Source organism: Microcoleus sp. S13C4 (assembly GCF_036700865.1).
In the GTDB taxonomy this organism is placed as follows: Bacteria; Cyanobacteriota; Cyanobacteriia; order Cyanobacteriales; family Microcoleaceae; genus Microcoleus.
Genome location: NZ_JAUBPS010000012.1, coordinates 33825 through 47482, shown reverse-complemented (window position 1 = coordinate 47482; position 13658 = coordinate 33825). Strand labels below are relative to the sequence as shown.

Sequence of the window (13658 nt, the reverse complement as noted above, 5' to 3'; positions counted from 1 at the left end):
AAATCCGAAATTCATCTGTGGAATACATCTCAAATCTAAAATCCTTCGACTGAGGGCTGAGGCCGAAGTCTAAAATCTCAAATCGACTGACACTCAACTCGGCACTACAGGTTCAAATTTTTTAAGAGCACGTTTATATAAATATTATCTAAAGCAAACAAATATTTCACCATTTTTTAAGAGCCGAGTTTGAAAGCCTCCACAAATAAATTGTAAGTCAGACCAATTTTCAGAGCATTGAGCATCTCCACCCACAAAGAACGGGCGGCAGACCGCCGACCACCGTAAACCAGCCAGTTCGCGAACTCCGTCAACAACACCAACAGCCCGGCTGCGATAATATCCCAATCTGCAGATTGTCCGGCGATCGTCGAAATAGCTGTTCCCAAAAAAGTGCCGAACAGCAGGCTAATTATCAGGAGCGAAATCCGCCGCCAAGGATTGCTAAGCCAGCCTCCGAAGCGATCGCCCAGAACATCAATCAATCTGTTAATTCGGGTATTCTGCATAAAAGTTATACCACTTGAGATGTGAGATGTGAGATTTGAGAGGCGGAATGACTGATGAATATTAGGGTTGGGAGTACGGGCTTATAGTGGCATTCTTTTTTTCAACTGGTATTAAAAGTTATACGGATGAGTAAACAAATGACTCTCGCAACCAACTCCAAATCCTTATCGGTGTCAGTATGTCACAATCTAAAATCTAAAATTTAACATCTAAAATGGTATTGAGCGATCGGCGCTTTATAGCCGAGAACGCTCAAGTAATTAAGTGTAACTGTATCTTGTGGCACAGCAGACCCTGGTTTTATATTAAAAATAGTTAAGACTCATTGCGGGTGCAGCCTATCCTTTAAGCCTAAAATTTATGAATCTTAAAATTTACCAGATCGTAATTGGAGTGTCGATCGTCCTAATTACAGGAATGTTTCTAGGACGTTTTGAAATCACTATCTCCAACGGTTCAAATCAGTCGAGCGATTGGCCATCACAAGCCACCGCATATCCCCCCACACCCCCCGTTTCCCCAGTCGCGACACCTTCTGCAGGCACCGCCAGCGAGCCCAAATCCGACTCAATACCAACCCCCCCAGATCCAGAAGAGGAATTGCTTTCCTCAATCCCTGCAAATACTAATGCCTCCGGCAGTCTGCGCGTTAGCAATCGCAGCGAACACCCAGTGCGAGTGGCCCTGCTGTCGAAACGGCAATCCAAGGAATCCTACGGCAAACCGGCCCACTGGGATTTTGCACCGGGGGAAGGCGGCGGCAAGGGACTGATGCTATCGCTGCCGGAGGGCAATTTAGAAGTCAAACGGGGAGACATTCTGGTGGTTTTTGCTCAGGATGGTTCTCGCCGCTACTGGGGGCCTTACGTCGCCGGGGAGACAGCCTCGCCCGCTTGGAACAGCACAGCCGGAGAATGGCAATTAATTTTGCAGCCGTGAACACTTAGCTGCAGGTGCCGAGATTTTGGTCGAGAAACCCGGTTGATACGGTTTTATTGAGAACGATGCGGCTATGTGAGTTTAACCTCACATAGCCGCACCATTATAAAGAACAGGCATCTTGCCTGTTCCACAAAGAGTGAATTTTCTTGTGGGGAGTACGGGTTGGGCAGGAGATCCCGCCCATGAAATGCTGGTTGAGAATGGTGCAACATCTCTGTTGAACTGGATTTGATCGACTTGGGAGTTTCGAGAATGCGAATCTTTCGGTAGACTCTCTATGCGAGCTAAAATTTTAAATCTAAAATCGCAGGAAGTTTGGGTGAAGGAAGTTATTAAAAGTTGGTCAGAGTTTAGAAATCGCCCGTTAGCGAAGCCCGCCCCTACGGGGGCTACGCCAACGAAGAGGATCCCACCAAAGCTGCTGTCGCTATTGTGGCTGTTCGCGATCGCCTGGGTAGGTTTCTTGTGGAATCTCGGCAACATCGGTTTAGTTGACGAAACCGAACCGTTGTTTGCCGAAGCCGCCCGTCAAATGACGGTGACAGGGGATTGGATCACTCCTTATTTCAACGGCGCAACCAGGTTTGACAAGCCGCCGTTGATTTACTGGCTGATGGCGGTGGCGTACCGCACTCTGGGCGTTAACGAATGGGCCGTGCGTCTTCCGTCGGCTTTGTGCGCGATCGGTCTGACTTGCCTCGGATTTTATACCCTATCGAAATCACAGGAAGAAGGAAGTTCGGCAACGGATTCTGTAACGGATTTAACGGATGTCAGGAAGCAGGAAGAAGTTGGATGGAAGCCGGAAGAAGAAACAGAGAATCAACACTCAAAACTCAAAACTCGCCGTCTTCCCCTCTTTTTTTCTACTCCTTGGATTGGTGCGGCCCTAATAGCTTTAAATCCCCACACTATTGCCTGGGGACGAACTGGCGTTTCAGATATGCTATTAGTCGGCTGTATGTGTTCGGCACTCCTCGCATTTTTCCTCGGTTACACTCTAGAAGAACAGAGAAAACAAGCAGAATTTTCCACTGTTTCCGCTTCCCGATTTCCCAATAAGTGGTATCTAACTTTTTACGTACTAATTGCCTTAGCAATTCTGACTAAGGGGCCTGTGGGAATTGTCGTGCCAGCGCTGATTATTGGCTGTTTTGGGCTTTATTTGGGAAATTTTCGGCAACTTTTGCGCGAAATGCGTCCGGTGTCGGGAATCTTAATTATTCTGGCGATCGCCCTGCCTTGGTACATTTTAGTTATTTTAGCCAATGGTCAAACTTATATTGACAGCTTTTTTGGCTATCACAATTTCCAGCGTTTTACTGGAGTAGTCAACAAGCACTCGGCGCCTTGGTATTTTTACTTTTTTGTAGTGCTAGTGGGTTTTGCACCTTGGTCGATTTATTTGCCTGTGGCGATCGCCCGTACTCGTTTTTGGCAGCGCAGTTACTGGCGTCGTCAACCGCGATCGGCTCAGTTGAGTTTATTTGCCTTATTTTGGTTCGGGTGCATCTTTGGCTTTTTCACGATCGCCGTGACCAAATTGCCAAGTTATGTATTGCCTTTAATCCCCGCCGCAGCGATTTTGGTAACGCTGCTGTGGAGCGATATCATTGCAGGTAACGAACCCGAAAACAGGCGGACAAAGTTAGAAAAAAAACCGAATTCTTTACCGCGAGGACTGTTAGTTACATACATTTTCAATGTCGTATTTTTATTAATTATAGCCGGAGCAACTTTCTACTGCTACCATTGGCTGGGAGACGACCCGGCAATGCCCAATTTTCCCCAAGCAATTCAGCAGTCGGGATTGCTGATTGTCGGCGGTACGATTTGGATAATTACAGCGGTGGCGATCGCACTTTTACTGTGGCAGCGCCAACAGCGCTGGATTTTAGTTGCTAACCTCATCGGGTTAGTAGCATTTATCATCTTTGGTCTTACTCCAGCCTACAAAGTGGTGGATATCAACCGCCAGTTACCTCTGAGACAGTTAGCACAGGTTGCCGTTCAACAAAAACTGCCAGGGGAAGAGTTTATTATGGTGGGTTTCTGGAAACCAAGTCTGGTTTTTTATACCCAAGAGCCGGTGACTTACTACCGATCTCTCACAAAGGGGCTCGACTATATTAAGGAATCTAAAAACCCAACTTCTCCCTCTATTTTGTTGCTGGGATATCCAGAAAAATTTGAGCAATTAGGATTGCAGCCAAATCAATATCAATTGTTGGACAGTCGGGGCGCCTACCAACTCGCCAGGGTTCCGAGAACAGCGTTTCGATAGTGTATTGTACTGCGGCTATGGTGATGCGAGTCGTTGGAGCGGACTTGCAGGGTTTCGTTCCAGCGCTTAAATTTGGGGTACTGCCACTCAATAGTGCCGTTTGGCTGCCGTTTGGCTAAGGGTTGTGGCGGTAATTTGAAGGTTCTCGGTTGGAGCATTAAATCTGGCAGATTGAATAAAAGCTATAATCTACTCACTATCTACAACCCGAAGCTCGGAGCCTACAATGGTTTCAATTCTCAACAAACCCTCCTCGTTAATCCATGAAATTTGCCTTGAAAAAGTCGATGGGTGGAAGTTGTTCAAATTTAGTGACTCGCTCCAACAGCGCATGGAACAATTGTTAGAGAAGAAAAAGGCAGATCAACTAATAGCAGAAGAGGCAGCGGAACTCGACGCCATTGGGGAATTAGATCGTATCTTTACCCATATCAATGCAATGATGGCGGCTCAAGATGTCAATCAGTGATCCGACGAGACAGAACGTTTGGGTTAGCCACGCCCTTCAATGTATCCCTTGACAAGTTGGGTAAAAGCTAATATCTCAAGCATTAAGTACGTGAATAAATTAGCTATTATAAATGATTTATTCACTTTGCGTTTTTCAATTATTTTTAGTCCCAAACTCCCTATTAATAATTCTAGGAAAACGGAAAAGAAAAACATAGGAATGAGTGTAATCATAATTTCCAACGGCAGAAATGGAAAAGAACCAGGCTGTACAGGCACGCTGGTGTGGAAGACGAACTCTCCAATAGACGCCCCAATACATACGATAATAAAACCTCCCCCAATCGTCGATATGATATTTGTTGTAAAAGCAATAAAACTTGCTTTTAGGATACTGAGATTGAGTAGGCTTTTGTGAATGTAAGCTTCTATTGCGATAATTGGGATTAGCAAAATAATTTGATAAAAAACACTCTGACTGAATAGTGGGATTCCTGAATTAGCGAGATATAGAGATGTATTTAAGTGCATGAAAAATCCCGTATAAAACATAGAAGTGGGTCTCCCGTAGTTAGTAATGATGATAATTAGCCTGCCATTTGTTCGCCCTACCCTCAACTTGCCTGAAACAATGGATAATGGATAGGATGCCATTTTAATTGTAAAAGTGTGGTAGCTATGACTGAGTTACTGGAACGTGCGTTAGCGGAGCCCTCGAAGAGGATCGCCAAGTTGAAAACATTGTCTGCCAGCGAGCAAGATGCCCTCGCTTCAATGATTCGGGAAGAACTTGAAGACGAGAGGCGCTGGGATCAAGCATTCTCCCGTTCCCCAGATGCTCTTGCTAAACTCGCAGCTTCAGCAATGGCTGAGTATCATGCAGGCAAAACCGAAGAACTTGATCCAGAAACATTGTGAATTTACGCACTACAACCGAGTTCCGTAGATTATTTGCTGATTTACCCGAACAAGTTCAACAGCAGATACGCGGGGCGTATCGCCAGTTCAAGGAAGACCCAAGTCATCCAAACCTGCGTTTCAAGAAGGTGCATCCAGACTTACCAATCTACTCAGCCCGAATTAGCAAAAACTATCGAGCAGTTGGTCAGTTGGACGGAGAACACTGTAATCTGGTTTTGGGTTGGTTCACACGCAGAGGAGGACAAGTTTCTGGGGCAGTTGTAGCAGTGTCTACAGCCAGCCAATATCAATTAGAAAAGTGTATTTAGACAAATGGAAAATTATGATCCCAATTAATGAAGCTCAACATCAGTTGCAGCAGTCGATCGTTCCCATGAGTCACTCGCATCAACCGATCGCGATCGCAGGACAGACTAGCAATACAGTATTATTATCTGAATCAGACTCTGCATATGTTCAGGAAACACTGTATCTTCTCTCAGTGCCGGGGATGCGGGAATCAATTCGGGAAGGAATGGCAACGCCGATCGAGGATTGCGATCGCTCTTTGGAGTGGTGAGGAGATCCCACTATACGTGCCATAATCAGCCATATTATCTGGTACGCGATCGCCTGAATCTATGGATGCGCTAATCGGCAAAACTTTACAGGGTGGAAAATACACCCTCGAACAAGAATTGGGAAGAGGCGGCTTTGGAATAACTTTCAGGGCAAATCACCGCTATTTAGGACAGCCTGTAGTCATTAAAACCCTCAACGAATCTCTGCGGCAGCAACCCAATTTTGCTGAGTTCGATCGCAAGTTTCAAGACGAAGCGAGGCGGTTGGCTTCCTGCGTCCATCCCAATATTGTGCGCGTCAGCGATTTTTTTGTCGAAGACGGGCAGCCTTACATGGTGATGGACTATATTGCCGGTCAGAATTTGGGCGATGTAGTCGGTTCAAATAATCCGCTGCCAGAAAATCTCGCAATTCTCTACATTACTCAAATTGGCGCTGCTGTGAAGGCAGTTCATCAAAAGGGTTTGCTGCACCGAGATATCAAGCCGCAAAACATTCTGCTACGCCAAAACACTCAAGAAGTTGTCCTGATCGATTTTGGCATTGCCCGCGAGTTTACTCTGGGTGCAACCCAAAGTCACACTAATATGGTGTCCGACGGCTACGCGCCGCCAGAACAGTATTTTGCCCAAGGAAAATATACGCCCGCAACAGATGTTTACGGTCTGGCGGCGACGCTTTACACTTTACTGACAGCACAGGTGCCGGTGGCTGCAATTTTGCGTACCAGCCAGCCGATGCCTTCACCCCGCGATTTGCAGCCTCAAGTGAGTCCGACAGTCAGCCAAGCGGTGATGCGGGGGATGACGGTAGAAGCTCAAAATCGCCCTGCTAGCGTCGATGAGTGGCTGTCGCTGCTGCAAGGGCAGGGGGGCGCAGCGTCGCCGAGCACCGGGCCGACGGTGGCGGTGATTCCGGGACACGGGCCTCAGTCGCCTGCGGGTTCCAGAACAGCGCCTGCTGTGGTGTCTTCTGGGGAAGGCAAGCGTAAGGTTTGGTGGATTTTGGGGTTGGTGGCGATCGCACTTATTGTTGCAGGTTTTGTCGGGATTGCTAGGGTTTTCCTCAACCGGCCGTCTTCAGACCCCGCACCGGTGGCCCAGGACGATCGCACTTCGGCCCCAGCAGATCCAGACGCGCGCTCAAGCCCCGCACCAATTCCCGCGCCGATACCAACGCCAGCGCAGACTCGCAGAGAAACTCCGCCGCCTGCTGCTGAAACTCCAACGCCTGCTGCTGAAACTCCAACGCCTGCTGCTGAAACTCCAACGCCTGCTGCTGAAACTCCAGCGCCTGCAGTTGAAACTCCAACACCGGCGCCAACTCCAACACCAGCGCCAACTCCCGAGGCTGCCGAACCCACACCAACAGAAAAACTTGTTGATAAAGAGTTGCCGCCAGATCGATCGCCCGCACCCAGCGAACAACCGACAACCAGTTATCAGAAGACTCCCACAATCCCTGGGTATGCGGTTGGTACGCCGGAAAGTCAGATTTTATCCGAATTGGGAGAACCGACTGACTCTCAAGCCCGGGGCTATTGGCCAAATACTCGCACTGCACTTTACGAAATATTGCCGAACCGGATTACTCTCGGCTACATTTACGATCGTGATTCGGGCCAGCTAGTACAAACAGAGGGCTCTTTTGCCCAGTCGGTGGACGATTTGGTAATGCGAACCGCCTTAAACGGGATGGTGGGCGGCGCCAATAGGGAGATTTTGCAAGGGTTCCGGGACGTGCAGCAGGGCCGGACTAATCAGTTTAAGTTTAAGAAGGGTTCGCTGGAAGGGATGATCGAACGCAATGAACGCGATCGGATTTACATCGGCGTCTGGGACGACAACTTGCATTAAATTTGGCATGGCTGACATTGTGCACCCTTGTCAATAAACCTTGAAAGGGCGGGTTCTCCGGCCCACCCCACAGGAAAACTCAACTCTTGTGGAACAGGCATCTTGCCTGTTCAAGAAAATGGTGCAAGATGTAAATATTCCCGACTCAGCTTTGTGCCAAAATCGAAAATCCAAAATCTAAAATCTAAAATCGCTTGACTTGACGCAACACGAAATATTGTCTATGATTAAAGAACACACGAGGGGCTGTAATGGTTTCGACAGGGTGGCGAAAGCTGCTCCGTGATGCAGGTCGAGAGGGAGTCTACTCTCGTTAATATCGGCTCAAACAAAAAAGTAAATGCGAACAACATCGTTCCTTTCGCTCGCAAAGCCGTAGCTGTAGCCTAAAAACTTCTTGAGCTTGGTTTAGAGTGTATGCCACCTAACTCCGTTAACGGTAGCATAACAACCCCCAACGGATGCCCTAGCTAAACGTTTCTAGTCGGCTAGCTAGGAAAGCAATCACTAGAAAATCCCCCCATTTGGGATAAAGATGGTTCCCGCCCTGAGGATTAGAAGGGATAAACCTGTGAACGATCGGAAGGTAAATACCCGCTTTGGACGGCAGTTCGATTCTGCCCAGTTCCATAAAAAAAGTGACGTAAAATCAATGGTTTAAACCATTTGAAAGGCACTTTAAAGCATTAAAAGGGCCCAGAGTTAACTCTGGGCCCTTTTGTTTGGCATTCAATGTTCATTCAATCTAAAATCTAAAATTGATCGAGCCGATCGAGCGGCCAAGTAAAAATACATAAATTACCAACCCATTAGCCAAGCTGCGGGGTCATATAATTATAACTTCACCCTGTCTGTGCGTTCTTGGAGCCTGTCGGGCGATATACTATTAGGCGGTAAAGCATTAAAAATCTTTACAAAGACCCCGATTTCTAAGCCTACTCCTACAAAGGACGGGTGAAAAATTATATGCTGATCGCTCAAAAGCTGGACAAATGAACCCAGGAATTGACTTACAAGGAAGTTTCGTAGAAGCCCTCATGAATTTGGGCTTACCGGCGGACATCGCCCAAGTGCTTTGGCTACCGCTGCCGATGTTGCTGATGATTGTCGCTGCCGTTTTCGGGGTACTAACTAGCGTCTGGCTGGAACGGAAAATTTCCGCCGCCGCTCAACAGCGGATAGGCCCGGAATTTATCGGCCCTCTGGGAGTGCTAGCACCCGTTGCTGACGGTCTGAAGTTGGTATTCAAAGAAGACATTGTACCCGCAAAAGCTGACGCGCTGCTATTTACTCTCGGCCCGGTAATTGTGGTGATTCCAGTTTTTCTGTCTTACTTAATCGTGCCCTTCGGAGAGCATATGCTGATCGCCGATATGGGGACAGCGATATTTCTGTGGATTGCCCTGTCTAGCATTCAGCCGATCGGCTTGCTGATGTCGGGCTATGCTTCAAACAACAAATATGCCCTCCTCGGAGGACTCAGAGCAGCCGCTCAATCCCTCAGCTACGAAATTCCCCTAGCTTTGGCAGTATTGGCAGTCGTGATGATGTCCAATAGCCTCAGTACGATCGACATCGTACACCAGCAAGCCGGCTACGGCATTGTCGGCTGGAACGTCTGGCGGCAACCAGCAGGTTTCCTGATTTTCTGGATTGCAGCACTCGCAGAATGCGAACGCTTGCCCTTTGACCTCCCGGAAGCAGAAGAAGAATTGGTAGCAGGATATCAGACTGAGTACACAGGCATGAAATTTGCTTTGTACTATATCGCTTCCTACGTTAACCTCGTCCTTTCTTGCCTGCTAGTAGCAGTTTTGTACCTCGGCGGCTGGGAATGTCCGATTCCTGTCGAAGTGCTGACAAATGCCCTGGGATTGAGCGAGACGACTCCTTGGTTGCAGGTAATTACCGGCTTGCTGGGCATTACGATGACCATGTTGAAAGCCTACTTTTTCCTGTTTCTGGCAGTTCTGCTCCGGTGGACTCTGCCGCGAGTGCGGATCGACCAATTGCTAGATTTGGGATGGAAGTTTTTACTTCCCGTTGCTCTAGTTAATTTGCTATTGACTGCAGCTTTGAAACTTGCCTTTCCCTTTGCTTTTGGCGGTTAATTAATAATAGGTAAAGGGCAATAGCTAAACAAAAATAGCTGTTAACCAATTACCTATTATCAATTAGCAATTACCAAAAACTCAAGTACAGAGAGAGAACACCATGCTAAAATTCCTCAATCAAGTAGGCGAATACGCCAAAGAGACTCTTCAAGCTGCTAAGTATATCGGTCAAGGGCTATCTGTTACTTTTGACCACATGAGACGCCGGCCGATTACGGTGCAGTATCCTTACGAGAAACTAATTCCTTCTGAACGTTTCCGGGGTAGAATTCACTTTGAATTTGACAAGTGCATCTCCTGCGAAGTCTGCGTTCGGGTGTGTCCGATCAACTTACCTGTAGTGGATTGGGAATTTAACAAAGAAACTAAGAAGAAACAACTCAAGCACTACAGTATCGATTTCGGAGTGTGTATCTTCTGCGGCAACTGCGTAGAATATTGTCCGACTAATTGTTTGTCCATGACAGAAGAATACGAGTTAGCCACCTACGAACGTCACGAACTGAATTTTGACAACGTAGCCCTCGGACGTTTACCTTACAAGGTTACAGATGACCCGATGGTGACACCGATGCGGGAATTCGCTTATTTGCCGAAAGGTGCGATCGACCCCCATGAAGTTTCCTACACCGATCGCCGCGCCGGTCTGCGTCCAGAGGAAATTATCGAAAAGTAAGTAATTAGTCATTAGTCAGTAGTCATCAGTCATTAGTGAAATAACCAATTATTAATGACTGCTAACTAATGAGTAAAAACGAACAATAGAAAACTAATAATTGAGGATAAAAAATTGTGAATCTAGCTGAAGGGGTTCAAATTGTTTCATTTGGCATACTGTCCGTAATGATGATTGCAGGAGCACTAGGAGTAGTGCTGTTCTCAAATATCGTTTACTCAGCATTTTTGCTGTGCGGCGTATTTACCAGCATTGCCGGCTTGTACCTGTTGCTGAATGCCGACTTTGTAGCAGCAGCGCAGGTATTGATTTATGTTGGCGCTGTTAACGTCTTGATTTTGTTTGCGATTATGTTGGTGAACAAGCGAGAAGATTTCCGCACTATTCCCAACGCTTGGGTGCGTCAAGTAGCAACAGCAGGAGTTTGCGTAGGCTTGTTTGCGCTTTTGGGTACGATGGTGGTGTCTACTCCTTGGACTATTGTGGCGACGACAGGAGCACCAGCCGAAAGTTCGATCGTGACTATCGCCAAACATTTTTTCACCGACTTTTTGCTGCCTTTCGAGTTAGCATCAGTGTTTTTGTTGATGGCAATGGTAGGGGCAATTGTCTTGGCGCGCCGCGATTTTTTCCCGGATGAACTGTCAAAGAAGCTATCCGAAACACCTGCTTTGAGTTTGCCGGAAAGACCTCGCGAATTAGTTTCTGCCGGAGATGTGTCTTCGCCAGAATCTAAGTAAAAGTAGTGAGTCTAAATGATTCGTACAATTAAGGTAGGAGCAATTTACCCGTGGTTGCCCCGCTCGGAGGCAGGTACGGAGCACTACCCCTAATGTATGAATGATTTAGACACGCTACAGTAGGGTGTTCACGGCACCTATCTCTCTGTCTTGTAGTAATGTTGATTGAGAAAAACTCAAAAAATTTATGCAACTGCAACTCCAGTATTTCCTGTTATTAGCCGCCGCACTTTTCTGTATTGGTATTTACGGTTTGATTACCAGCAGAAATGCAGTGCGCGTGTTGATGTCGATCGAGTTGATGCTGAATGCTGTCAATCTCAATTTGATGGGTTTCTCCAATTATCTCGACCCTGTACAAATTAAGGGCCAAGTTTTTACCGTGTTTGTAGTTACGGTAGCGGCGGCTGAGGCTGCGGTGGGTTTGGCAATTGTTTTGGCGATTTATCGCAACCGCAATACCGTAGACATGGAAGAATTTAATTTGCTGAAGTGGTAATCTTAAATCGGGTTAATTGCAAATTATATTTGTAAAACGCGGTACATTTTTAGGGACACGGCACTGCCGTGTCCCTACTTTTAATTACTGTCTTTCGTTCTAGTAATTTCTAGAGTAATTCTGCCACCGAAATCAGGGATGGGGGCAGCAGGTTTCGAGAGTTGTAGTTTAACTTTTTCCACTAACGGTAGTTGTAAAAGCGCTTGAGCAATAGTATCTGCTAGGCGTTCGATTAATAAAAATTTCGACTCTTGGACTAGCTTTTGAATCAGAGTAATTGCGCTGCGGTAATCAAGAGTATGTTGAATATCATCACTTTTTCCCGCTTGCGATAAATCCAGCCAGAGAGTAACATCCACTTCAAACCACTGCCCCAAAACTTGCTCTTCCGGCAGATAGCCCGTATATCCGTAACAGCGAATTCCTGTAAGTTGAATAGAATCCATTTTGCAATAAACTAAAAGTGCGTTGTCTATACCAGTTTGTATTAAACCAGATAAAGTTCTCTTTCTCTTCCCTCTCTTTTTTTGCCCTTTTCCTTCTCCCTCTGCGCTCTTTGCGCCCTCTGCGGTTTAATCACTCTTATTCTATCTTAAATTTCACAACTCTCCTCCTTTCTCCAACTTGTCCAATAAATCCTCAGCAACTTCATACCATTTCCGCCTAATTTCAGCATCTTCTGGTTTTTCTGTCAAGCTGTGTCCTTGTAATTCTGGATATTTATTGTAATATAATTCATCCACTTTTTGATAGAAGATATCTTGATTAATGTTGAGATTTTTGCGTCGTTTACCAATCTTTTCTTGACGAATTATTTCAGCTTCCTCTAAGGATGTATCGGCAGGTTGTTGGCGCGAAGAAAATTTAGGTAAATCCGGCAACTTGGGCAACGTGAAACCAGATTTGACTACACTAAAAGCTAAAATTCCGGGCACCAAAATCACACTTAAACTCCCTATGGTTTTCCAAGGAATTAACTTGAATGTGCTGTTGTTAACAATTTGAGGAGTTTGGTGAACAGGAGTATGATTACTGGTAGCAGTTTGAGTGGTGTTTTTGAAAGGGCGGCCGACAAAGTTCATTGTCACCATTTGGGAAATTATACTGCCAATTTGAGATAGTTTTGGATCTTTGAGTGCTTCGCGGACTGCTTTTGCAGATTGGTAGCGATCGCCCGGTTGTTCTGCTAGCATCTTATCTAAGACCGTAGCGAGATTTTGACTGACACTGACGTGCGATCGCCAATCCCAAGTTTTATGATTGATATCGTACAATTTTTGAGGCTTTTTGCCGCTTAGCAGTACCAAAGCCGTGACGGCTAAAGCGTACAAATCGCTAGCTGCAGAAACTTTACCCAGCCGCATTTGTTCGACTGGCGAATAACCCTGTTTGCCGATCGCCGTATCCGATTGTCCGTTAAACTGAAGTACGGCATTGGCTGCGATTTGTTTGACAGAACCAAAATCAATTAAAAATGGTAGTTGGTCAGCATCATGCTGAATAATATTATCCGGGGAAATATCGCGGTGAATTAAATTTTTCGAGTGGATGTATTCTAAAACTGGTAAAAGCTGAAATAGCAGTTGAGTAACTTCGGCTTCGGTAAAATTTTTACCTTGCTGCTGGCGCGATATCAATATTTCTTCGTAGGTTTGACCCTTGATATAATCTTGCACTAAAAATAAAGATGGATTTCCGCGCAAATCCGTTCGCAGGAGTTCTCGAAAACGGGGGATTTGTGGGTGTTGGAGGTTGTAAAGCATACTCGCTTCGCGATCGAACAATTCGGCAGCTTTCGGGCTGTGCACCACCGGAGAAAACTCTTTTAGCACGCAATGTTCGTTGTAGCGGTTGATATCTTCGGCGAGGTAAGTGCGGCCGAAGCCACCTCGGCCCAATTCGCGGAGGATTCGGTAGCGTTTTTCGAGAGTTGAACCTGGGGTGAGGAGGGAGGAGTTAGACATAAACCACGGCAAATTGTTCGAGTAGGGGAGTCGTGGAGCACAGTATAGCTCATTGTAGCTAAGTTTGTTTGAATGCGAGGGCGATCGCCGGATTTAGCCAAAGCTTCCTGCACAACTTCAGCTAATTAGGTCAATCTTATC

The 13658-nt window shown here is 46.4% G+C and carries 15 protein-coding genes and 1 other RNA gene; 12 read left to right on the top strand and 4 right to left on the bottom strand.

Translation table 11 applies throughout. From position 1 onward, the window contains the following. Positions 1 to 176 precede the first annotated feature (176 nt). Positions 177 to 509 carry a DUF565 domain-containing protein gene (locus QT996_RS07605; protein WP_333045591.1) on the bottom strand — a complete coding sequence of 111 codons (333 nt, stop codon included), beginning with the start codon at positions 507 to 509 and terminating at the stop codon, positions 177 to 179. A 361-nt stretch (positions 510 to 870) separates the two neighbouring features. Between QT996_RS07605 and QT996_RS07600 the strand changes: the two genes are divergently transcribed. From QT996_RS07600 to QT996_RS07590, 3 genes are all read left to right on the top strand, one after another. Beyond that, positions 871 to 1449 carry a hypothetical protein gene (locus QT996_RS07600; RefSeq protein ID WP_333045590.1) on the top strand — a complete coding sequence of 193 codons (579 nt, stop codon included), beginning with the start codon at positions 871 to 873 and terminating at the stop codon, positions 1447 to 1449. 280 nt (positions 1450 to 1729) lie between these two features. Then, positions 1730 to 3736, top strand: a complete 2007-nt coding sequence (locus QT996_RS07595) for a glycosyltransferase family 39 protein (protein ID WP_333045589.1) — start codon at positions 1730 to 1732, stop codon at positions 3734 to 3736. A gap of 226 nt (positions 3737 to 3962) precedes the next feature. Continuing rightward, entirely contained in the window at positions 3963 to 4205 is a 243-nt protein-coding gene (locus QT996_RS07590) for a hypothetical protein (protein WP_333045588.1), read from the top strand. Between the two features lie 23 nt (positions 4206 to 4228). On the opposite strand, the gene QT996_RS07585 is transcribed toward QT996_RS07590, so the two are convergent. Continuing rightward, positions 4229 to 4840 (bottom strand): hypothetical protein, encoded by a 612-nt coding sequence (locus QT996_RS07585; protein ID WP_333045587.1) that lies wholly within the window; start codon positions 4838 to 4840, stop codon positions 4229 to 4231. Between the two features lie 78 nt (positions 4841 to 4918). Between QT996_RS07585 and QT996_RS07580 the strand changes: the two genes are divergently transcribed. From QT996_RS07580 to nuoK, 9 genes are all read left to right on the top strand, one after another. After that, positions 4919 to 5104, top strand: a complete 186-nt coding sequence (locus QT996_RS07580; protein WP_333045586.1) for a hypothetical protein — start codon at positions 4919 to 4921, stop codon at positions 5102 to 5104. Continuing rightward, positions 5101 to 5415: a ParE family toxin-like protein gene (locus tag QT996_RS07575; protein ID WP_333045585.1), complete on the top strand. Its 315-nt coding sequence runs from the start codon at positions 5101 to 5103 to the stop codon at positions 5413 to 5415. Before QT996_RS07580 ends, QT996_RS07575 begins: the two co-directional genes overlap by 4 nt. Before the next feature lie 14 nt (positions 5416 to 5429). Next, positions 5430 to 5666: a type II toxin-antitoxin system prevent-host-death family antitoxin gene (locus QT996_RS07570; protein ID WP_333045584.1), complete on the top strand. Its 237-nt coding sequence runs from the start codon at positions 5430 to 5432 to the stop codon at positions 5664 to 5666. A gap of 61 nt (positions 5667 to 5727) precedes the next feature. Beyond that, on the top strand, positions 5728 to 7524 hold the full coding sequence (locus QT996_RS07565; protein WP_333045583.1) for a serine/threonine-protein kinase: 1797 nt from the start codon (positions 5728 to 5730) through the stop codon (positions 7522 to 7524). 242 nt (positions 7525 to 7766) lie between these two features. After that, positions 7767 to 8157, top strand: a transfer-messenger RNA (tmRNA) gene (gene ssrA, locus QT996_RS07560). Positions 8158 to 8516: 359 nt separating this feature from the next. Then, positions 8517 to 9635, top strand: a complete 1119-nt coding sequence (gene nuoH / locus QT996_RS07555; RefSeq protein ID WP_333045582.1) for an NADH-quinone oxidoreductase subunit NuoH — start codon at positions 8517 to 8519, stop codon at positions 9633 to 9635. A 103-nt stretch (positions 9636 to 9738) separates the two neighbouring features. Beyond that, positions 9739 to 10314 (top strand): NAD(P)H-quinone oxidoreductase subunit I, encoded by a 576-nt coding sequence (gene ndhI, locus QT996_RS07550; RefSeq protein ID WP_333042046.1) that lies wholly within the window; start codon positions 9739 to 9741, stop codon positions 10312 to 10314. Between the two features lie 116 nt (positions 10315 to 10430). After that, positions 10431 to 11054: an NADH-quinone oxidoreductase subunit J gene (locus QT996_RS07545; RefSeq protein ID WP_333045580.1), complete on the top strand. Its 624-nt coding sequence runs from the start codon at positions 10431 to 10433 to the stop codon at positions 11052 to 11054. 193 nt (positions 11055 to 11247) lie between these two features. Then, entirely contained in the window at positions 11248 to 11553 is a 306-nt protein-coding gene (nuoK, locus tag QT996_RS07540; protein ID WP_228042566.1) for an NADH-quinone oxidoreductase subunit NuoK, read from the top strand. A gap of 80 nt (positions 11554 to 11633) precedes the next feature. On the opposite strand, the gene folB is transcribed toward nuoK, so the two are convergent. After that, on the bottom strand, positions 11634 to 11999 hold the full coding sequence (gene folB / locus QT996_RS07535) for a dihydroneopterin aldolase (protein WP_333045579.1): 366 nt from the start codon (positions 11997 to 11999) through the stop codon (positions 11634 to 11636). Between the two features lie 153 nt (positions 12000 to 12152). Beyond that, positions 12153 to 13517 (bottom strand): serine/threonine-protein kinase, encoded by a 1365-nt coding sequence (locus QT996_RS07530; protein ID WP_333045577.1) that lies wholly within the window; start codon positions 13515 to 13517, stop codon positions 12153 to 12155. Positions 13518 to 13658: the final 141 nt, after the last annotated feature.